At 67.3% G+C, this 21,150-nt stretch carries 13 protein-coding genes; 9 read left to right on the top strand and 4 right to left on the bottom strand.

Translation table 11 applies throughout. The features are described 5' to 3' along the window. The first annotated feature begins 2 nt into the window (after positions 1-2). On the top strand, positions 3-1,415 hold the full coding sequence (locus tag ASC92_RS15805; RefSeq protein ID WP_056517329.1) for a peptidylprolyl isomerase: 1,413 nt from the start codon (positions 3-5) through the stop codon (positions 1,413-1,415). Then, positions 1,415-2,176 (top strand): 16S rRNA (adenine(1518)-N(6)/adenine(1519)-N(6))-dimethyltransferase RsmA, encoded by a 762-nt coding sequence (rsmA, locus tag ASC92_RS15800; RefSeq protein ID WP_056517316.1) that lies wholly within the window; start codon positions 1,415-1,417, stop codon positions 2,174-2,176. The genes ASC92_RS15805 and rsmA overlap by 1 nt, the downstream gene beginning before the upstream one ends. A gap of 130 nt (positions 2,177-2,306) precedes the next feature. Here rsmA and ASC92_RS29320 read toward each other — a convergent pair whose 3' ends face one another. The 4 genes from ASC92_RS29320 to ASC92_RS15785 all read right to left on the bottom strand — a co-directional run bounded on the left by ASC92_RS29320 (position 2,307) and on the right by ASC92_RS15785 (position 5,950). Beyond that, positions 2,307-2,453, bottom strand: a complete 147-nt coding sequence (locus ASC92_RS29320; protein WP_155403714.1) for a hypothetical protein — start codon at positions 2,451-2,453, stop codon at positions 2,307-2,309. Positions 2,454-2,530: 77 nt separating this feature from the next. Next, entirely contained in the window at positions 2,531-2,956 is a 426-nt protein-coding gene (locus ASC92_RS15795; RefSeq protein WP_086011111.1) for a barstar family protein, read from the bottom strand. 50 nt (positions 2,957-3,006) lie between these two features. After that, positions 3,007-3,420 (bottom strand): ribonuclease domain-containing protein, encoded by a 414-nt coding sequence (locus tag ASC92_RS15790; protein ID WP_056517314.1) that lies wholly within the window; start codon positions 3,418-3,420, stop codon positions 3,007-3,009. Between the two features lie 181 nt (positions 3,421-3,601). Beyond that, positions 3,602-5,950, bottom strand: a complete 2,349-nt coding sequence (locus tag ASC92_RS15785; RefSeq protein ID WP_056517311.1) for an NADP-dependent malic enzyme — start codon at positions 5,948-5,950, stop codon at positions 3,602-3,604. Positions 5,951-6,123: 173 nt separating this feature from the next. Here ASC92_RS15785 and ASC92_RS15780 point away from each other — a divergent pair, with 173 nt between their 5' ends. The 7 genes from ASC92_RS15780 to pbpC all read left to right on the top strand — a co-directional run bounded on the left by ASC92_RS15780 (position 6,124) and on the right by pbpC (position 21,135). Beyond that, positions 6,124-7,173, top strand: a complete 1,050-nt coding sequence (locus tag ASC92_RS15780) for an SPFH domain-containing protein (RefSeq protein WP_056517309.1) — start codon at positions 6,124-6,126, stop codon at positions 7,171-7,173. A 154-nt stretch (positions 7,174-7,327) separates the two neighbouring features. Beyond that, positions 7,328-8,815 carry a DUF4178 domain-containing protein gene (locus ASC92_RS15775; RefSeq protein ID WP_056517308.1) on the top strand — a complete coding sequence of 496 codons (1,488 nt, stop codon included), beginning with the start codon at positions 7,328-7,330 and terminating at the stop codon, positions 8,813-8,815. Positions 8,816-8,866: 51 nt separating this feature from the next. After that, positions 8,867-9,085 (top strand): DUF350 domain-containing protein, encoded by a 219-nt coding sequence (locus ASC92_RS15770; RefSeq protein ID WP_007828540.1) that lies wholly within the window; start codon positions 8,867-8,869, stop codon positions 9,083-9,085. Continuing rightward, positions 9,082-10,638, top strand: a complete 1,557-nt coding sequence (locus tag ASC92_RS15765; RefSeq protein WP_414820412.1) for a polyamine aminopropyltransferase — start codon at positions 9,082-9,084, stop codon at positions 10,636-10,638. The genes ASC92_RS15770 and ASC92_RS15765 overlap by 4 nt, the downstream gene beginning before the upstream one ends. Positions 10,639-10,645: 7 nt before the next feature. Continuing rightward, the gene (locus ASC92_RS15760) at positions 10,646-12,289 is read left to right on the top strand and encodes an FAD-dependent oxidoreductase (protein WP_056517305.1); all 1,644 of its coding nucleotides are present in this window, start codon (positions 10,646-10,648) and stop codon (positions 12,287-12,289) included. 411 nt (positions 12,290-12,700) lie between these two features. Next, on the top strand, positions 12,701-18,706 hold the full coding sequence (locus ASC92_RS15755; protein ID WP_056517302.1) for an alpha-2-macroglobulin family protein: 6,006 nt from the start codon (positions 12,701-12,703) through the stop codon (positions 18,704-18,706). A 140-nt stretch (positions 18,707-18,846) separates the two neighbouring features. After that, the gene (gene pbpC / locus ASC92_RS15750) at positions 18,847-21,135 is read left to right on the top strand and encodes a penicillin-binding protein 1C (protein ID WP_056517299.1); all 2,289 of its coding nucleotides are present in this window, start codon (positions 18,847-18,849) and stop codon (positions 21,133-21,135) included. Positions 21,136-21,150 lie beyond the last annotated feature (15 nt).

The raw sequence follows: 21,150 nt of genomic DNA, 5'->3' as shown, positions 1-21,150 counted from the left end.
CCATGAAATACATCCGTTCCATCATCACCCTGGGCTGCCTCGCGGCAATCGCTGCAAGCTCGGGCGCACAGGGCTACCGCGCCGGCAGCGGCATCACGGACATCATGCGCGCCGGGCCGCGCCTGGGCCCGCCCGCAGCGCGTGCGCCGGCGGCGGCGCCCGCTGCGGCCCCCGTGCAGCGCTCGGCTGAATTCATCGTTGCGCTGGTCAACTCGGAGCCGATCACCAACACCGACGTGCAGACGCGCGTGTCGCGGCTGATCAAGGAGAACCCCGACGCCGAACGCGTCCCCCGCAGCGAGCTCACGCGGCTCGTGCTCGAGCGGCTGATCACGGAACGTGCACAGCTTCAGCTCGCGAAGGAAGCCGGACTCAAGGTGGACGAAGTGGCCATCGACCAGGCCGAGCAGACCGTGGCGCGCCAGAACGAGATCAGCCTCGTCGAGCTGCGCCGCCGCGTGGCTGCCGAAGGCATCGCGCTGCAGGATTTCCGCAACGACCTGCGCGACCAGCTGCTGCTCACGCGCCTGCGCGACCGCGAAGTCGAGTCGAAGGTCAAGATCAGCGACGCCGAGGCTGACGAATACCTGCGCGACCAGCGCAACCTCGCCGTCAAGAATGCGGCGCTGGAAAACCTCAACCTCGCGCAGGTGCTGGTGGCCGTTCCCGAGAACGCCACCGACGCGCAGGTGGCCGCTGCGCAGAAGAAGGCGCAGGACCTCGCCCAGCGCGCCCGCTCCGGCGAAGACTTTGCCAAGCTGGTGCGCGAGAACTCCGATTCGCCCGACCGCGCCAATGGTGGCGCCATCGGCATGCGCAGTGCCGACCGCTATCCGTCGCTGTTCGTCGAGGCCACGCAATCGACGGCGGTGAACGGCATCGCCGGGCCGGTGCGCTCCAGCGCCGGCTTCCACGTGCTCAAGGTGCTGGCCAAGGCCCAGATCGGTTCGGGCGACGCGACGGTCACGCAGACGCAGGTGCGCCACATCCTGCTGCTCAACGATCCCAAGCGCACCACGGCGCAGGCGGTGGCGCAGCTGGCCGAATTCAAGCGCCGCGTGCAGGCCGGCACCGCCGACTTCGCCGGCCTGGCGCGCGACAACTCGCAGGACGCCAGCGCCAAGGCAGGCGGCGACCTCGGTTGGTCGCGCCCGGGCCAGTTCGTGCCCGAATTCGAGGAAGCCATGGACCGGCTCGCGCCGGGCCAGATCAGCGACCCCGTGGTGTCGCGCTTCGGCGTGCACCTGATCCAGGTGGTCGGACGCCGCGATGCCAAGCTCAGCCAGTCGGAGCAGCGCGAAGCCGCGCGCGCCGCGCTGCGCGAACAGCGCGTGGACGAAGCCTTCACCACCTGGGTGCAGGAAGTGCGTGCGCGCGCCTACGTCGAATACCGCGACCCGCCCCAGTCGTCCTGATGGCACACATCGCCAGGAAGCGGTTCGGACAGCACTTCCTGTCCGACGGCGGGATCATCGACGCGATCGTGCAAGAGATTGCACCGCAGCCCGGCGATCCCATGGTCGAGATCGGCCCGGGGCTCGCGGCGCTGACGCAGCCGCTGGTCGAGCGGCTCGGCCGCCTGACGGTCATCGAGCTCGATCGCGACCTGGCCAAGCGCCTGCGCGAGCATCCGCAGCTCGACGTCATCGAATCCGACGTGCTGAAGGTGGATTTCGCCGAACTCGCGGCCAAGGCGTCGAAGCCCCTGCGCGTGGTGGGCAACCTGCCCTACAACATCTCCACGCCGATCCTGTTCCACCTGCTGGGCTATGCCCACCTGGTCGCCGACCAGCACTTCATGCTGCAAAAGGAAGTGATCGACCGCATGGTGGCGAAACCCGCCACCTCGGACTACAGCCGCCTGAGCGTGATGCTGCAGTGGCGCTACGACATGGAAAACGTGCTGTTCGTGCCGCCCGAGAGCTTCGACCCGCCGCCGCGCGTGGACAGCGCCGTGGTGCGGATGGTGCCACTGGCCGAACCGCCGGCCGTGGATGCGGCGCGGCTCGGCGAGATCGTGCAGACCGCCTTCAGCCAGCGCCGCAAGATCCTGCGGCATACGCTTGGTAAATGGCTCGAAACGCATGGCTACACAGGCGAATTCGATGCGCAGCGCCGCGCCGAGGAGGTGCCAGTCGCCGAATACGTCGCCCTGGCCCAAGCCGTTCCCCCATGAAAAAGCCCCGCAGAAGCGGGGCTTTCAATTCCAGGGTGCCGCCGATCCGGCTCTGCCGGTCGGCCAGCGTCGCCCCCGGAAGGGGGTAGGCGAAGCGACACGAAGTGCGCGCAGCCTGGGGGTGAGCCGATTACGCGGCGGCGAGCCAGTAGCCAGCGTTGAAGGGGCTGCTCATGCGCAGCGCCAGGGGCGACACGTCGACCAGTTTGTCGGTCGGCATTTTTTCGCCGGCCGGCTCGGTGCTGGCGGCGGCCGTTGCGGCGGCGTTGGGGTTCACTTCGATGCCATCGAGGGTTTCAGCGTTCGGCTGAGCCTCGTTCGCCCGTTCTGCTTGGCTGGTAGATGCAGAACGGGCTACAGAAAAGAATAGAAGCACCGGAACGGGACCTTGCGGTCGCCCCAGTAGTCCGAGGCGTCGCGGAAGATGTCGAGCAGCTGCTCGCGCGCTTCCTTGTCGAACTTGGCGTTGGCCGGGATCTGCTCGAGCACGATGACGAAGCCCGGCTGTGGGCCCGATTTATGCAACGGATCGGTCATGCAGTCGTACAGCGCGTCGAAGTTCTTCCCGAAGTGGGCCGGGAACGTGAACTGCTGCGCGATCAGGTCGAGCACGTCCTGCTTGGTCTGGGCGTTGCCCAGGTTGGCGTACAGGAAGTGCTGGCCGGCCGCGTTGGCCGCGTCCTGCAGGTCGTTCACGCGGAACGCGCGGATCGATTGCACGATGTTCGGGCGTACGGCACGAAGGGATAAGGTCATCTCCGCTGGTCTTTCCATAGTCATCATCATTTCGTCGGGGCGCTTCAGGGCGCCGCTCAGGTCGTTTTCATCGCTCATGGCGCAATCCGTCTGAAACTCGCATAGTGATCTGCCGTGTACCAGCAGGCCTCGGGTGTCGTGCGCTGTTCGCCGCCGCAGACGATCCGCTGTGCACCACGATTGCGCGAACCGGGCGTCTGCACCGTGTACTCGCGGTAATGGCCACGCCGCGCCGGCGGCAAAAGACGCTCGCGATTGCCGAACACCGTGCCGTCCTTGTCATGCCGAAAGGGGCCGCCACTGAGGATGGCCTGGTAGGTTCGCTGGCCTTGCACCGGCAAGTCGGACAGTGCAATTGTTTCCTCGGCGGACGTTTTTCCGGCGCTGAACCATCCGCGGGCCTCGGCCCCCGTCGCCAACGCCGCCAGCATCAGGCTGGTGAGCGCAAACTTTGTGAACGAGGACGTGATCGAGGCGTAAGCCGCCATGGGGCACCACAAGAAAAGAGCGGGGGGTTCGAATCGGCGATCAACGTCGGGGTTAACCCGCAAATTCAAGCCCGCGAGTGTGCACCACGCTGGCGAAAATAGCAAGCGACTGCTCAAAGTTTGAGCAGTCGCAAGGGGAGTGAGTGGTACTTTAAGTTGGCGACCACTCTCGCCAAAGGGCCTATCTTTCGGCGTTTGCGTCAGCCACTGTCAAGGCCGTCATGTTCACGATGCGCCGAACAGTCGCGCTGGCCGTGAGAATGTGCACAGGTTTGGCCGCTCCGAGCAGAACCGGGCCGATCGCGATATTGCCGCCAGCCGCCGTCTTGAGCAGGTTGTACGAAATATTGGCGGCATCGATGTTCGGAAAAACCAACAGATTGGCGTCGCCGGCCAGCGCGCTGTGCGGCATGACGACCGCGCGCTGCTTGCTGTCGAGCGCCACGTCGCCGTGCATTTCGCCATCCACTTCGAGCCAGGGCGCCTGCACGCGCAGCAGTTCGAGCGTCTTGCGCATCTTGATGGCGCTGGGCTCGTTGCTGGTGCCGAAGTTCGAATGCGACAGCAGCGCCGCCTTCGGCTTCAGGCCGAAGCGCATCATTTCCTCGGCCGCCATCGTCGTGATCTCGGCCAGTTCCTCGGGCGAGGGGTCGTAGTTGACGTGCGTGTCGACCAGGAACACCTGGCGGTCCGGCAGGAGCAGGCCGTTCATGCAGGCGTACACCGGCACGTCCTGCGGCGTGCTTTCGCAGCCGCCGGGGCGCTTGCCGATCACCTGGTCGATGTAGTGCAGATGGATCAGCGTGGTGCCCCAGGTGCCGCAGATCATGCCGTCGACCTCGTCCTTGTGCAGCAGCATCGCGCCGATCAGCGTGAGGCGGCGGCGCATCTCGATCTTGGCGGTCTGCACCGTCTGGCCCTTGCGCTCGGTCATGCGGTGGTAGGTCTGCCAGAAGTCGCGGTAGCGATGGTCCTGCTCGACGTTGACGATGTCGTAGTCGAGCTCTTCCTTCAGGCGCAGGCCGAACTTCTCGATGCGCTGGGCGATGACGGCCGGGCGGCCGATCAGCGTCGGACGCGCAATGCCCTCGTCGACCACGATCTGCGCGGCGCGCAGCACGCGCTCTTCCTCGCCCTCGCAATACGCCACGCGCTTTTTCGCCGCGCGGCGGGCCGCTTCGAAGATCGGCTTCATCGTGGTGCCCGAGGCATAGACGAAGTTCTGCAGCCTGTCGCGGTAGGCGTCCATGTCCTTGATCGGACGCGACGCCACGCCGCTTTCCTCCGCCGCCTTGGCCACGGCGGGCGCGATCTTCATCATCAGGCGCGGATCGAAGGGCTTCGGAATCAGGTATTCGGGACCGAAGGACAGCTTTTCACCGACGTAGGCCGCAGCCACGCGCTCGCTCTGCTCGGCCTGCGCCAGGTCGGCAATGGCGTGCACCGCGGCGATCTCCATCTCGTCGGTGATCGTGGTCGCGCCGCAGTCGAGCGCGCCGCGGAAGATATACGGGAAACACAGGACGTTGTTGACCTGGTTCGGGTAGTCGGTGCGGCCGGTGGCCATGATGACGTCGTCGCGCACCGCATGGGCGTCTTCGGGCGCGATCTCGGGGTTCGGGTTCGCCAGCGCGAAGATCACCGGGCGCTTGGCCATCCTGGCGACCATCGCGGGCTTCAGCACGCCGCCGGCCGACAGGCCCAGGAACACGTCGGCGCCCTCGATCACCTCGGCGAGCGTGCGCGCGTCGGTCTTCTGCATGTACTGGCGCTTGTCGTCGTCCATCAGCTCGGTGCGGCCTTCGTAGACCACGCCGGCGAGGTCGGTGACGAACACGTTCTCGCGCTTCAGGCCGACCTTCAGCAGCAGGTTCAGGCAGGCCAGCGCCGCGGCACCCGCGCCCGACGCCACCAGCTTGACCTCGGCGATGTCCTTGCCCGCCACCTTCAGGCCGTTGACCATGGCCGCCGCCACGGTAATGGCCGTGCCGTGCTGGTCGTCGTGGAACACCGGGATCTTCATGCGCTTGCGCAGCTCGCGCTCGACGTAGAAACAGTCCGGGGCCTTGATGTCTTCGAGGTTGATGGCGCCGAAGGTCGGCTCCAGCGACGCGATGATGTCGACCAGCTTGGCCGGGTCCTTCTCGTCGATCTCGATGTCGAACACGTCGACGCCGGCGAATTTCTTGAAGAGAACGCCCTTGCCTTCCATCACCGGCTTGGACGCCAGCGGGCCGATGTCGCCCAGGCCCAGCACGGCGGTGCCGTTGGTGATGACGGCCACGAGGTTGCCGCGCGAGGTGTACTTGAACGCATTGGCCGGGTCCTTGACGATTTCCTCGCAGGGCGCGGCCACGCCGGGCGAGTAGGCCAGCGACAAGTCGCGCTGGTTGATCATCTGCTTGGTCGCCGCGATGGCGATCTTGCCGGGCACGGGAAACTCGTGGTACTCGAGGGCGGCACGTCGCAACTCGGCGCGTTTGTCTTCGGGCGTGGGAGTCGATGAGGTCGAGGGGGTCGAATCTGACATGTGCCGTAGCTCCTGGTGGCGCTTCTTCTGGGGGCGCCGATTGTAGACCTCGCTGCGCACCGGCCATAAGCCGCATGGCTGGTGCAAGCCATGGCCAAAAGCCCTGGTGCGCCGTCAAATCGATGTGGCAATATGCACGGTTCGGACAAAACCTGAAAAAACGAGGAGCGACCATGGCCCTGATGGATTTCATCAAGAAGCAGTTCATCGACATCATCCAGTGGACCGAGACCGGCGATGGCACGCTGGCCTGGCGCTTCCCGATGGCCGAGATGGAAATCCAGAACGGCGCCTCGCTCACCGTTCGCGAATCGCAGGTTGCCGTCTTCATCAACGAAGGCAAGGTGGCCGACGTATTCGGCCCCGGGATGTACAAGCTCACGACGCAGACGCTGCCCGTGCTCACGTACCTGAAGAACTGGGACAAGCTCTTCGAGTCCCCCTTCAAGAGCGACGTCTACTTCTTCAGCACGCGCCAGCAGGTCGACCAGAAGTGGGGCACGCCCCAGCCGATCACCATCCGCGACAAGGACTTCGGCGCGGTGCGCCTGCGGGCCTTCGGCAACTACAGCTTCCGCATCGGCGACGCCAAGGCCTTCCACACCGAGATCTCCGGCACGCGCGACATCTATTCCGTGGCCGACCTCGACGGCCAGCTGCGCGGGCTGGTGCTGCAGAACATCAGCAACGCCATCGCTTCGAGCGGCGTGCCCTTCCTCGACCTTGCGGCGAACCAGATCCAGTTCGCGCAGGCGCTCGCCGCGCAGCTCGTGCCCGAGTTCGAGAAGATCGGCATCAAGCTCGAGAACATCACGGTGCAGAACGTCTCGCTGCCCGAAGAGCTGCAGAAGATCCTCGACCAGAAGATCGGCATGGGCATGGTCGGCCAGGACATGGGCAAGTTCATGCAGTACCAGACGGCGCAGGCCATTCCGAAGTTCGCAGAAGGCGCGGCCGGTGGCGGCGGCATTGCGGGCGATGCCATGGGCCTGGGCGCCGGCGTGGCGCTGGGCCAGGTGCTGGCGCAGAACCTCGCGCAGGGCCTGAGCCCCAACGCGGCGGCGGCCGCTGCCGCGACGCAGCAACAACCCGCGGTGGCCGTGGTGAGCCCCACCGACGTGATGACCACGCTCGAGAAGCTCGGCGAACTCAAGGCCAAGGGCATCCTCACCCAGGAAGAGTTCGACGCCAAGAAGGTGGAACTCCTTAAAAAACTGGTCTGACCCCCAGTATTGGTCTAACCCCCAGGCTTCGCGCACTTCGTGTCGCTTCTCCTCCCCCCTTGCAGGGGGCAACACCGACGGCCCGGCAAAGCCGGTTCCGTGGTGTTTCCCGCAACTGCATCCGTGGTTACAGCCGTCGATCTCCTGAGCCGCCATGGCTGAGGAAAACGGCAACCAACGCTACTACCGCGCGCCCTGCCCCGGCTGCGGCGCACCGGTCGAATTCCGCTCGGCGCAATCGACGCATGCGGTCTGCCCCTACTGCCAGAGCACCGTCGTGCGCCAGGGCGACACGCTCGCGCGCACCGGCAAGATGGCCGAGCTGTTCGACGACTTCAGCCCACTGCAGCTGTTCGCCGCCGGCCGCATCCAGGACAAGCCCTTCACGCTGATCGGTCGGCTGCAGTACACGTACCCCGGCGGCCGCTGGACCGAGTGGATCGCCGCGCTCGACGGTGACCGCACGGGTGTGCTCAGCGAGGACAACGGCGCCTACGTCTTCGCGCTGCCCTTCGACCTGCAGCGCACCGCGCCGCCCTGGAACGAACTGCGCGTGGGCGCCACCACCGCCTTCGCCGGCCAGAGCTACACCGTCACCTCCAACGAGCAAGTGGCGCTGACCTCCGCGCAGGGCGAACTGCCGCACCTGCCCGAGCTCGGCCGTTCCTTCGCGATGGTCGAGCTGCGCAACGACAAGGGCCTGGTCCTCAGCATCGACTACGGCACGGAGCCGCCCGCGGGTTACCTCGGCCGCTCGGTGCAGCTCGAAGACCTGCAGCTCACCGGCCTGCGCGAGGAATCCGCCAAGGACGAAAAGGGTCGCAGCTTCAACTGCCCCAACTGCGGCTCGCCCGTCACCGTCAACTTCGCCGACAGCAAGAGCATCACCTGCCGCTCGTGCAACAGCATCATCGACCTGTCGCAAGGCATCGGCGGCGAGCTCAAGCACGCCGCGCAGGACGAGCCCGTGCGCCCGCTCATCGCGCTCGGCAGCATGGGCCAGCTGCAGGGCGCGCAGTGGCAGGTGGTCGGCTTCCAGCACCGCATGGGCAGCGAGCCCGGCGACGACGAGTTGTTCGGCTGGGACGAGTACCTGCTCTACAACAAGAAGCGCGGCTTCAGCTTCCTGGTGGACGCCGAGGACGGCTGGAGCATGGTCAAGCCGACCACCGGCGCGCCCGTGATGGCCGAGAGCGGCAACACCGCCACCTACCTCAACAAGCGTTACCAGCAGCAGTACGCCTACAACGCCGAGACCACCTACGTGGCGGGCGAGTTCTACTGGCAGGTCGAACGCGGGCAGAAAACCTTCAACCGCGACTTCGCCAGCGGCGGCGCACTGCTGTCGATGGAGCGCTCGGCCAACGAGCTCACGTGGTCGTCGGGCAGCAAGCTCGACAGCGGCCTGGTGGCCACCGCCTTCAAGCTCGACGCCAGGAAGGACATGTTCAAGCGCGCCGACGCGCTGCCGGTGAGTGCCGCATCCGGCATGGGCTGCGGCACCATCGTCCTCATCGTCGTCGTGATCATCATCGTGTTGATCATCATGAGCACCTGCAGCAGTTCCAGCGGCTCGTCGGGCGGCTACCGCAGCTCGGGCGGCTCGTACGGCGGCTATTCGAGTGGCGGCGGCCACAAATGACGGCGAAGATGCACGCGATGTTGTTTCTCACTACTACGACTGGAGGTCCCCATGGGATTTGAATGGCTGAAACCGGGCGTGGTCCTCGGATCGCTCGTGTATGCGCTGATCGGCGTCCTGGTCTTCTGGCTCTGCTTCCTGATCATCGACAAGATCACACCCTATGACCTGTGGGGCGAGATCGTCGAGAAGCAGAACGTGGCGCTGGGCCTCGTCGTGGCGGCAATGAGTCTGGGCATCAGCATCATCGTGGCTGCTGCAATCCATTGAGCGGCGCGGCCCTGCCCGCGCGCACCCCGGATGCGCGGGGGCCGCAACCCGTGGAAATCGCGCTGCTCGCCAGCGTGTTCGTGGTCGCCGCCTGCGGGCTTGTCTACGAACTGAGCGCGGCCGCGCTGAGCAGCTACCTGCTCGGCGACTCGGTGCTGCAGTTCAGCACCATCATCGGCACCTACCTGTTCGCGATGGGCGTGGGCTCATGGCTCTCGCGCTATTTCGAGCGACAGCTGCCGGCGCACTTCCTTCGCATCGAACTGATGGTGGCGCTCGTCGGCGGTGCGTTGCCGGCGATCCTGTTCCTGGCAAACGCCTACGTGCCGAGCGCCTTCCGGTTGCTGCTGTACGGCCTCGTGATGGTCGTGGGCACGCTGGTGGGGCTCGAGATTCCGCTGGTGATGCGCATCCTGAAGCGCAACATCGTGCTCAAGAACCTCGTGTCGCAAGTGCTCACCTTCGACTACCTCGGCGCGCTCGCGGTGTCGGTGGCGTTTCCGCTCGTCCTCGTGCCGCAGCTCGGCATGATCCGCACCGGCCTGCTGTTCGGCTTCATGAACGCGGCCGTGGCGGTGTGGGCGCTGTGGTTGTTCCGCCATGAGCTGCGCCGCGTCGGCGCGCATGCGGTCGCGTGCTTTCTGGCGTTGGCCGCGCTGGTCGCGGCCTTCGCCTGGGCTGACCACATCACCACGCTGGCCGAGGACAAGTTCTACCAGGACCGCATCGTCTTCAGTGCCACCTCGCCCTACCAGCGCATCGTCGTTACGCGCGGGCTGCTCGGGCATCGCCTGTTCCTGAACGGCAACCTGCAGTTCGCCGAGCGCGACGAATACCGCTATCACGAGGCACTCGTGCACCCGGTGATGGCCGCGCAAGGGGCGCCGAAGAAGGTCGCCGTGCTGGGCGGCGGCGATGGCATGGCGGTGCGCGAGATTCTCAAGTACCCCTCGGTCGAGTCGGTCACGCTCGTGGAGCTCGATCCGAACATGACGAAGCTGTTCACCGAGCACGAGACGCTGGCCGCGCTCAACGGCCATTCGCTCTCGTCGCCGAAGGTGAAGATCGTCAACACCGATGCCTTCCAGTGGCTGCAGCAGCCCGGGGACACTTTCGATGTCATCGTGGTGGACTTTCCCGATCCGACCAACTTTGCCATCGGCAAGCTCTACACCAACAGCTTCTACGCACTCCTCGAAAAGCGCTTGTCGGCCAGTGGCTACGCGGTGATCCAGACCACCTCGCCGCTGGTGGCGCGCAAGAGCTACTGGACCGTGGCGTCCACCATCGAGTCCGTGGGTCTCACGGCCACGCCGTACCACGCGCACGTGCCGAGCTTCGGCGAGTGGGGCTACATCATCGCGAGCCGGCGGCCGTACCGCATGCCCGATGCGCTGCCGCCGGGCCTGCGTTTTCTCTCGCCCTCCACGCTGCCGCTGATGTTCGACTTCCCGCTCGACATGGCGCGTGTGCCGGCCGAAGTGAACCGGCTGTCGAACCAGACCCTTGTCACCACCTACGAACAGGAATGGGGCAAGGTCATGGCGCATTAGCCGAGTCATGCAACGGCGCGAATTCCTCGGGGTGGCGGCCGGCGCGGCGGGCGTGCTGGCGCTCGCTGGTTGCAAGGCGCCGCCACCGCCCATCGAAGGCGGCTTCACCGGCATCGACGTCACGCGCGGCCACGCCATGCGCGATGGCGCACTCAAGAACTCGCCGCCGACCATCGTGAAACGCACACGCGTGGTGATCGCCGGCGGTGGCGTCGCGGGCCTTGCGGCTGCACGCGCCCTGCGGCTTTCGGGCATCGACGACTTCGCGCTGCTCGAACTCGAAGACACCGCCGGCGGCAACGCGCGCGGCGGCATGGTCAACGGCATCGCCTGCCCGCTCGGTGCGCATTACCTGCCCGTGCCCGGCGACGACGCGCGCGAAGTGCAGGACCTGCTCGAAGAACTCGGCCTGCGCCGCCGCGTGGCGGGCCGCTGGGAATACGACGAGGCCACGCTCTGCCACAGCCCGCAGGAGCGCCTGTTCTTCCGCGGCGAGTGGCAGGACGGCCTGCTGCCCATGCACGGCGTGGGCGAAGGCACGCTCGTGCAATACCGCAAGTTCGCACAGCGCATCGACGCGATGCAGCACGCGGCGCACTTCGCCATTCCCACGCTCAAGGTCGCCGTCACGCCCGAGCTGCTCGCGCTCGACGCCATCACCTTCGCCAGCTGGCTCGACAGCGAAGGTTTCAGCGATGCACAGCTGCGCTGGTACCTCGACTACTGCTGCCGCGACGACTACGGGGCCGGCATCGAACACGTCTCGGCCTGGGCCGGCATCCACTACTTCGCGAGCCGCCACGGCTTTCATGCGCCCGGCGATCCCACCGGCAGCGTCAACGATTCGAGCCCCGAGCGCGACGGCATCCTCACCTGGCCCGAAGGCAACGGCTGGCTCACGAAGCAACTGGCAACACCGCTCGGCGACCGGTTGCGCACCGGCCAGGTCGTCACGCGCATTGCCGAAGTGCGCGACGGTGTAGAGGTCGATGCGTGGGATGCGGCCACGAAATCGCTCGTGCGCTGGCAGGCCGAACGCTGCATCGTCGCGCTGCCCGTGTTCATCGCCGCGCGCGTGGTCGAGAACCCGCCGGCCGTGCTGAAGAACGCCGCGGCCCACGTGCGCTACGCGCCCTGGCTCGTGGCAAACATCCACCTGCGCGGCCCGCTGGCCGACCGCCACGGCGCCGCGCCGAGCTGGGACAACGTGATCCACGGCACGCGCGGCCTCGGCTACGTCGACGCGCGGCACCAGTCGCTCGACCCGACGCCGCGCGGCACGGTGCTCAGTTGGTACCGCCCGCTGGGGCCGAGCAGCTACGACACGGCAGACGGCCGCAAGCTGCTGCTCGACCGGCCATGGAGCGGCTGGCGCGACGATCTGCTTGCCGAGCTGTCGGTGCCGCACTCCGACCTGCCGTCGCTCGCCACGCGCATCGACATCACGCGCTATGGGCATGCCATGTCCATTCCCAGACCGGGACTGCTCTCGCAAATCGGCTCGCAGCGCAACGCGCCGGACGGCGCACACCGCGGCAGCGTCGTGGCCGGCCGCCTGTCGTTCGCGCATGCCGACTGGTCGGGCTACTCGATCTTCGAAGAGGCGTTCACGCGTGGGCACCTCGCGGGGATGAGCGCAGCGGCGGTATGAGGACACACGTCCGAGGTGCAATCACGCCGACGGGGTGCTCTGCTCCGCGAACGTCCCCCGGCCTGCGGCCTCCTCCTATATTTCGCTGCGCAGAGCACCCCATCGACGTGATCGTTCGGAGCACTGATTGATCGAGCGGAAGAAAAGCAGCGTGTCCTGTGCGAAGGGCACCGGGTGTCCCCCGCAGCGAAATAAAGGAGGAGCGAAGCGGGGGACATTCGCGGAGGGGGACACCCGGTGTCCTTCGCACTCGCCCCGAAAAAAACACCCAGCAAAGCAAACGCACCATGAACCCTTGAAACGGCCCCGGCCGCCCTGTGCAGTTTTCACGCGGACTTCACACACGGCGCCATTGCTTCACAGACGGTCGGCAAACTCGCGAACGCCAACAAAAACATCGGGGGAGCTTCCATGCTTCAAGTCGCCAACAGAAAACTCGCGTCGCTCAGCGACGTGCTCTTCACCGGACTGGGCCGCGTGCTCGGCTTCCTGCGTCCGCTGGCCCGCGGGCTCATCGGTTCCTGGCGACCCCCGGGCTGGCTGCGCATTGCCGGCGCCTTCCTGCTGCTCGGATTGCAGTGGCTGCAGCAGCGGTTGGCGTGGCTGGTGCTGCTCCTCCTGCTCGTGCTGGCCGGTTGGATGGCGAGCCCCCATGTGCTGAAGTGGTGGCACGGCCTCACGCCTGATCGCGTCGAGCCCGTCGTCGCCACCGCGAAGACCGAGCTGCCGCAGCGCACGCAGATCGAGCTCGACAAGGGGCCGAACCCCTTCGTCATGAACTTCTCCGCGTCGGTCGCGCCCATTGCGCGCATCGGCCAGGAGGCCACCGGCGTCACCATCGAGCCTGCCATTGCCGGCCGCTGGAGCTGGACCAAACAGAACCGACTCGAATTCCTGCCCGCGCAGGACTGGCCCATCGGCCAGCCCTACAAGGTACAGATCGCCGGCAACGCGCTCGCGCCGCACATCGAGATGGCGCAGCGCAAGTACGAGTTCACCTCGCCCGAATTCACCGCCCAGATCGCCAGCGCCGAGTTCTATCAGGACCCGGTGCAGGCCAACGTACGCCGCGCCCTCTTCCAGGTGCGCTTCTCGCACCCCGTCAATACCGCCGAGTTCGAGAAGCGCCTGGTGCTGACCTACGACCAGCCCTGCAGCACCTCGTTCTTCAGCGTCGGCAAGTGCGCGAGCGAGAAGTTCACGGTCAGCTACGACAAGCTGCGCCTCAACGCCACCCTGCAGTCGGAGCCGCTGCCGATTCCCGAGAAGACGCGTCCAGCGATTCTCAGCCTCACGGCTGGCACGGTCGCGCAGAAGGGCGGCCCGGCGCTGCGCAACGACCAGTCGCGCGCGGTCGACATTCCCGGCCTCTTCAGCCTGGCCATCGCCGGCATCGAGCCCACCATCGTCACCGGCGAGAACGGCGAGCCCGAGCACGTGATGCACGTCACCGCCTCGATGCCGGTGCACGAGCGCGAAATGGCGCGCGTGGTGCAGGCCTGGTTGCTGCCCGCCACGGAAGAAGCCAAGGGCGACCCCGACGACAAGTTCGACTGGTCGGCCGAGCCCGCGAAGATCACCGACGCCGTGCTGCGCCGCGCGAAGAAGATCAACCTGCAGCCCATCGCCAGCGAGCGTGAAGTGACCGAGATGGTCAGCTTTCGCATGCCGCAGGCAGAAGGCGGCCGCTACCTGCTGGTGCGCGTGGCCAAGGGCCTGAAGACGCCGGGCGGCTACCAGCTCGGCGCTGCGCGGCAAGACGTGCTGCTGCTCAAGACCTTCGCGCCCGAGCTCACCATCATGAGCCAGGGCTCGCTGCTCGCACTGTCGGGCGAACGCAAGCTGCCGATCCTGGTGCGCGACCTGCCCGGCATCCGACTCGAAATCGGCCGCCTGTTGCCGCAGCAGCTGCAGCACCTGGTGACGCAGACCAACGGCGACTTCGCGCATCCGCAGTTCTACGGCGGCCTGCAGTCGGACAACCTCGTCGACCGCTTCCAGAAGGAGATTCCTCTCAGCATTCCCGCCGGCAAGGCGCACTACGAAACGGTCGACTTCGCCGAATACCTGCGCAATGACGTGGCCGACCGGCGCGGCGTGTTCCTGCTCAAGGTGCAGGGCTACGAGCCCAAGGCCAAGAAGAAGCCCGAAGGCGATGCGCAGGCCCAGCCCGAAGACGAACAGCAGCAGGAGCAATCGTCCGAGGAAGAAGGCAACAACGGCGAAGGCGGCAACCCCGAGCAGCAACTCGACCAGCGCCTCGTGCTCGTCACCGACCTCGGCATCGTCGCCAAGAAGTCGCTCGACGGCACGCGCGACGTGTTCGTGCAGAGCATTGCCAACGGCCAGCCCGTGGCCGGCGCGCTGGTCGAGGTGTGGGGCCGCAACGGCATGATCGTCGCGTCGCAGGCCACCGATGCCACGGGCGCTGCCAGGCTGCCCAATCTCGCCGGCTACCAGCGCGAGAAGGCGCCGGTGGTGCTGGTCGTGCGCAAGGACGGTGACCTGAGCTTCCTGCCCTTCAACCGCAGCGACCGCACGCTCGACATCTCGCGCTTCGACGTCGGCGGCCTGCGCGCGGCCGGCGTGCCGAACCAGATGACGGCCTACGTCTTCAGCGACCGCGGCATCTACCGCCCCGGCGACACCATGCACATCGCGATGATGGTCAAGGCCGGCAACTGGGGCACCTCGCTGCGCGACCTGCCGCTCGAAGCCGAGATCATCGATGCGCGCGGCCTCAGCGTGCGCCGCGAAAAACTCAAGCTCGGCCCCGGCGGCGCCGCGGAAATCGCCCACACCACGCAGGACAGCTCGCCCACCGGCAACTACACGGTCAACCTCTACCTGCCGCGCGAATCGTCGCCCGGCACGCCCGAGGTCGAAGGCCTGCTGATCGGCAGCACGACCGTCAAGGTGCAGGAGTTCCTGCCCGACCGCACCAAGGTCACGGTCAAGCTCAGCAGCGAAGTTGCCGAAGGCTGGGTCAAGCCGAAGGACCTGAAGGCGCTGATCGACGTGCAGAACCTGTTCGGCACACCCGCGCCCGACCGCAAGGTCGAAGGCACGCTCACGCTGAGCCCCGGCTTCCCGGTGTTCCGCGCGTTCACCGACTACGCCTTCTTCGATCCGCAGCGCGCCGCCGACAAGCAGGTCGACGACCTGGGCAGCGTACAGACCAGCGCCGACGGCAAGGCCGAGTTCGACCTGCGCCTGTCACGCTTCGACGCCGCCACCTACCAGGTGCACGTGCTCGCCAAGGCCTTCGAGCCCGAGGGTGGGCGCAGCGTGTCGGCCGAGGCGCAGACGCTGGTGAGCGACATGCCCTATCTCGTCGGCATGAAGGTCGACGGCGACACCAGCTACGTGAGCAAGGGCGCCGCGCGCAACGCCACCGTGATCGCCATCGATCCGCAGGCCAGGAAGACGGCCGTGCCCGGCCTGAAGATCGAGCGCGTCGAACGCAAGGTGCTGTCGGTGCTCATCAAGCAGGACAGCGGCCTGTACCGCTACGAGTCGCGCCGCAAGGAGATCGTGCTCGACGAGAAGCCCTTCGCCATCGCTGCCGCCGGCAACACCGTGGCGCTGGACACCGCCGCGCCCGGCAACTTCGCCTACGTGGTGCGCAATGCCGACGGGCTGGAGCTCAACCGCGTGGAATACAGCGTGGCGGGCAACGCCAACGTGTCGCGCTCGCTCGACCGCAATGCCGAGCTGCAGCTCACGCTCGACCGCAAGGACTACGAGCCGGGGCAGGAGATTGCGGTGAGCATCCGCGCGCCCTACGTCGGCGCCGGCCTTATCACCATCGAGCGCGACAAGGTCTACGCCCATGCATGGTTCAAGACCGACAAGACCGCCTCGGTGCAGAAGATCGTGCTGCCCAAGGACTTCGAGGGCACCGGCTACGTCAACGTGCACTTCGTGCGCGACCCGGCCTCGGACGAGGTCTACATGAGCCCGCTGTCGTACGGTGTCGTGCCCTTCGCCACCGCGCTGACCAAGCGCACCGCCAACCTGCAGCTCACCAGCAGCGAGCTGGTGAAGCCCGGCCAGACCGTGAAGATGAAGCTCACCAGCGACAAGCCCACGCGCGCCGTGCTGTTCGCGGTGGACGAGGGCATCCTGCAGGTGGCGCGCTACAAGACGCCCGATCCGCTGAAGCACTTCTTCCAGAAGCGCGCGCTCGAGGTCGGCACGCTGCAGACGCTCGACCTGATCCTGCCGGAGTTCAAGAAGCTCATGCAGGGCGCCGCACCCGGCGGCGACGGCGAAGGCGAACTCGGCAAGCACCTGAACCCGTTCAAGCGCAAGCGCGACAAGCCGGTGGCCTACTGGTCGGGGCTGGTGGATGTGAACGGCAGCCGCGAGTTCAGCTACACCGTGCCCGAGAGCTTCAACGGCAGCCTGCGCGTGATGGCCGTCGCGGTGAACGATGAGACCACCGCCGCCAAGAGCACCCGCACCGTGGTGCGCGGCGACATGGTGATATTGCCGAACGCGCCGCTCGCGATGGCGCCTGGCGACACCGTCGAGGTGGGTGTGGGCCTCGCGAACAACATCGCGGGCTCGGGCAAGGAAGCGCCCATCGCGCTCACGCTCACTGCCTCCGGCGGGCTCGAAGTGGTGGGCGACGCCACACAGACGCTCAAGGTCAACGAGCGCGGCGAAGCCAGCACGAAGTTCAACGTACGCGCCAAGCCGGGCGAGCAGGCGGTGTTGGGTTCCTCGGCGCTGGTGTTCACCTCGACGCACAAGACCTTCAGCGCACGCCTGTCGACCGAAGTGAGCGTGCGGCCCGCATCGCCCTTCGTCACGCTGGTGCAGGCCGGCAGCTTCCAGCGTGCGGGAGAAATCTCGAGCCAAGCCGACCTGTACCCGAACTTCCGCCAGAGCGACGTGGCCGTGTCGGCCGCGCCGTGGGCCTTCGCGACCGGCCTCATGCAGTACCTGGAGGCCTACCCACACGGCTGCACCGAGCAGATCACGAGCCAGACCTTCCCGGCCGTGCTGCTCTCGGGCCGCCCCGAGCTGGTGAAGGAAATGGCGCGCGGCCGCACCGCCGAGCAAGGGCCGCTGCCCGAAGCGCGCAAGACCTTCGAGCGCTACCTCGTGCAGCTGCGCGCAAGGCAGACGGCCGACGGCGGCTTCTCGCTGTGGCCCGGCGCCGGCACCGATGCCTTCGCGACGCTCTACGCGGTGCACCTGCTGGTCGAGGCCAAGGACCACAAGCTGCCCGTGCCGCAAGACCTGCTGCAGAAGGCCAACACCTACCTGCAGGGCTGGCTCGGCAGCGGCGACAGCTCGCTCGACGGCTGGCGCCAGCGCACGCAGGCCGCCTACCTGCTGACGCGCCAGGGCATCATCGCGCCGGCCGCGCTGGCCAACCTGCGCGAAGCATGGCGCAGCAAGCAGACGCAAGGCTGGAGCGACGACCTCGGCGCCGTGTACCTCGCCGCGAGCTACCAGCTCGTGAAGCAGGAGCAGGTGGCCAACGAGCTGCTCAACCCGGTGTGGGCCGACCTGCTCGCGCGTACCGAGAAGAAGCAGCGCCGCAACGTCTGGGGCGCGTACTACGACCCGCTGGTTCACGACAGCATGACGCTGCACCTCGTGGGCCGCCACTTCCCGTCGCGCCTGAAGACGCTGAAGCCCGCGGTGTGGGAAGGCATGAGCGCGATGGTGCGCGATGGCTGGTACAACAGCCTGTCGTCGGCCTCGATGCTGCTCGCGGTCGACTCGTACTTCGAGGCCGTGGGGCAGAACGTGGAAGGCAAGCTCACGGCGCAGACAGTCAATGCGCAGGGCCAGGCCGCCGCGCTCGCGCTGGGCGCGGTCAACCCGATCACGCGCGCCGCGGTGCCGGCCGGCACCGCGAAGCTGAAGCTGTCGAATGACAGCGACTTCAACCTGTACTACAGCTGGGCCGAACAGGGCTTCGAGCGCAATGTGCCGGCCACGCCGGTGAACAAGGGCCTGGAGATCTTCCATGAGGTGCTCGATGCCAAGGGCAACCCGATCGCCAAGGCAAAGCTCGGTGAAGAGGTCACGGTGCGGGTGCGCGTGCGCAGCCTGGAGCGCGCGAACATCAACGACGTGGCGCTTGTCGACGTGCTGCCCGGTGGGCTGGAGCCGGTGCTGCAGGCCGTGGGCGACGACGATGCGAACGCCGACGCGCCGATCTGGAAGAAGCGCCTGGGCGGCAGCGGTTCGTGGAAGGTGCAGTACGCCGACATCCGCGAAGACCGCGTCGTGTTCTACGGGGCCGTGAACAAGGACCTGCTCGAAGTGACCTACAAGGCGCGCGCCACCAACGTGGGCGACTACGTGGTGCCCGCGGCGTACGGCGAGGCGATGTACGACCGGCGCGTGTTCTCGCGCTCGGCCGGCGCGCGCTTCCAGGTGGTGGCGAATTGATCATGACGCGCTCGCGCCTGGTTCCCTCTCCCGCTTGCGGGAGAGGGTTAGGGTGAGGGTGCGGCACCGACATGACCACCGTGCTCGATCCGTCGCCGATGCCCTCACCCCAACCCTCTCCCGGAGGAAGAGGGAGAAAGATGGGCATCGCTTTCGCGTTCGTCGTCTTCGTGCTCGCACTGCTTCGCCTGTGGCCCCACGCCCCGCTCAGCGAAACCGTCGGCAGCTCCCGCGCCGTCTACGCACAAGGCGGCCAGCTGTTGCGCCTCACGCTCGCAGGCGACGAGCAATACCGTCTCTGGGTGCCGCTCGAACGCATCTCGCCCACGCTGGTCGATGCGGTGCTGCTGTACGAAGACCGCCGCTTCTATGCACACCCCGGCGTCAACCCCGCCGCGCTGGCGCGCAGCGCCTGGCGCATCGCCAGCGGCGAGCGCCGCCAGGGCGGCTCCACGCTCACCATGCAGCTCGCGCGCCGCGTCTACGGCATCGACAGCCGCACGCCCACCGGCAAGGTCGCGCAGATCTTCGCGGCGCTGTGGCTGGAGGCGCGCTTCGGCAAGCACGACATCCTCGAGGCGTACCTCAACACCGCGCCCTACGGCGGCAACATCGAGGGCGTGCAGGCCGCCAGCCTCATCTACTTCCGCAAGGACGCGGCCAAGCTCAGCCTGCCCGAGGCGCTGACGCTTGCGGTGATTCCGCAGAACCCCGTCAAGCGCATCGCCGAGCGCGGCCGCAACGCCGAGCTGCAGTCGGCGCGCGAACGCCTGTGGGCACTGTGGGCCGAGCGCGATCCGACGGCGAAGCAGCATGCGCCCGATGCGCAACTGGCGCTGTCGGCGCAGTCGCGCGGCAGCCTGCCGTTTCTCGCGCCGCACGCCACCGACATGCTGCTCGCGCAAGAGCGCGGCGTGCAAGAGATCCGGACCACCATCGACCTGCGCATGCAGGCCACGCTCGAACGCGTGATGGGCCAGTACCTGCGCGCGCATGCCGACGTGGGCATGACCAACGCGAGCGCGCTGCTGCTCGACGCATCGACGATGCAGGTGCGCGCGATGATCGGCTCGGCCGACTTCCGCAACGACGCCATCTCGGGCCAGGTCAACGGCGTGCTGGCCAAGCGCTCGCCGGGCTCCACGCTCAAGCCCTTCATCTACGCGCTCGCGCTCGACCAGGGGCTGCTGCATCCGAAGACGATGCTGAAGGACGCGCCGACTTCCTTCGGCCCGTACACGCCTGAGAACTTCGACCATCGCTTCGCCGGTCCGCTGCCGGCGCAGGACGCGCTGATCCGCAGCCGCAACATTCCGGCCGTGGCCGTGGCGGCCAAGCTCTCGAAACCGGGGCTCTACGACTTCATGCGCCTGGCCGGCGTGCAGAAGCTGCAGGGCGAATCGCACTACGGCCTCGCGCTGGTGCTGGGCGGTGGCGAGGTCACGCCCGAGGAGCTGGCCGGCATGTACGCGACGCTGGCCAATGGCGGCATCTCGCAGCCCATCCGCTACACGCAGCCCGCGCCTGGCGAGCGGCCCGTGCAGCCGCTGCGTCTGCTGAGCGAGGAAGCATCGTTCATCACGCTCGACATGCTGCGCCACACGCCGCGCCCCGACACCACGCTGCCCGCGCGCCCCGCCATTGCATGGAAGACGGGCACGTCCTGGGGCTTTCGCGATGCGTGGACGGCCGGCGTGTTCGGGCGGCATGTGCTCGTGGTGTGGGTCGGCAATTTCGACGGCACCAGCAACCCCGCGCTGGTCGGCGTCGACGCGGCCGCACCGCTGTTCCTGCGCATGGTCGATGCGCTGCGCGCCGAGCGGCTCGACCCCGGCGAGGTGGCGTCGCGTCAGCCGCCCGACCTGCGCCAGGTCGAGGTCTGCGCCGCGACGGGAGGCCTGCCCGACGCACTGTGCCCGGTGCGCACCACGACGTGGTTCATCGCCGGCAAGTCGCCGATCCAGGTCAGCAACCTGCACCGCGCAGTGTGGGTCGACGAAACGACCGGCAAGGTGGTCTGCGGCCCGCAGCCCAATGCGCGCCAGCAGGTGGTGGAGCAATGGGGCAGCGACATGCGCCGCCTGTTCCGCCAGGCCGGCCTGCCGCGCGCGAGCGCACCGGCGGACGGCTGCGAGAAGGATGGCGATGCGCCCGAAAGCGCACCGCTCATCACCTCGCCCTTGCGCGGCGTGCGCCACACGCTGCGCGTGAAGAAGCCCGAGCCGCTGGTGCTGCGCGCCGAGGCTGCAGCGGGCATGCAGGCCATCTACTGGTTTGCCGACGATGCGCTCATCGGCCGCACCGCGCCCGGCGAAGGCATCACCTGGATGCCCGATCTCGCGGCGTCGGGCCGGCGCTATGTGCTGCGCGCGGTCGACGACCAGGGCCGCGCGGAGTCGCGCGAAGTGACGGTGGACATCGCACCCTGAGGGGCGTCACGGCGG

Origin of the sequence: Variovorax sp. Root411 (genome assembly GCF_001425205.1) — a bacterium.
Classification (GTDB): Bacteria; Pseudomonadota; Gammaproteobacteria; order Burkholderiales; family Burkholderiaceae_C; genus Variovorax.
Note: the sequence above shows the minus strand (reverse complement) of the source record. Positions and strands in the feature narration are given on the sequence as shown.

Bases quoted from the DNA above. Each gene is read 5' to 3' on its own strand.
- ASC92_RS15805 (WP_056517329.1), top strand. From the start codon at position 3: ATGAAATACATCCGTTCCATCATCACCCTGGGCTGCCTCGCGGCAATC.
- rsmA (WP_056517316.1), top strand. From the start codon at position 1,415: ATGGCACACATCGCCAGGAAGCGGTTCGGACAGCACTTCCTGTCCGAC.
- ASC92_RS15795 (WP_086011111.1), bottom strand. From the start codon at position 2,956: ATGACTATGGAAAGACCAGCGGAGATGACCTTATCCCTTCGTGCCGTA.
- ASC92_RS15790 (WP_056517314.1), bottom strand. From the start codon at position 3,420: ATGGCGGCTTACGCCTCGATCACGTCCTCGTTCACAAAGTTTGCGCTC.
- ASC92_RS15785 (WP_056517311.1), bottom strand. From the start codon at position 5,950: ATGTCAGATTCGACCCCCTCGACCTCATCGACTCCCACGCCCGAAGAC.
- ASC92_RS15780 (WP_056517309.1), top strand. From the start codon at position 6,124: ATGGCCCTGATGGATTTCATCAAGAAGCAGTTCATCGACATCATCCAG.
- ASC92_RS15775 (WP_056517308.1), top strand. From the start codon at position 7,328: ATGGCTGAGGAAAACGGCAACCAACGCTACTACCGCGCGCCCTGCCCC.
- ASC92_RS15770 (WP_007828540.1), top strand. From the start codon at position 8,867: ATGGGATTTGAATGGCTGAAACCGGGCGTGGTCCTCGGATCGCTCGTG.
- ASC92_RS15760 (WP_056517305.1), top strand. From the start codon at position 10,646: ATGCAACGGCGCGAATTCCTCGGGGTGGCGGCCGGCGCGGCGGGCGTG.
- ASC92_RS15755 (WP_056517302.1), top strand. From the start codon at position 12,701: ATGCTTCAAGTCGCCAACAGAAAACTCGCGTCGCTCAGCGACGTGCTC.
- pbpC (WP_056517299.1), top strand. From the start codon at position 18,847: ATGGGCATCGCTTTCGCGTTCGTCGTCTTCGTGCTCGCACTGCTTCGC.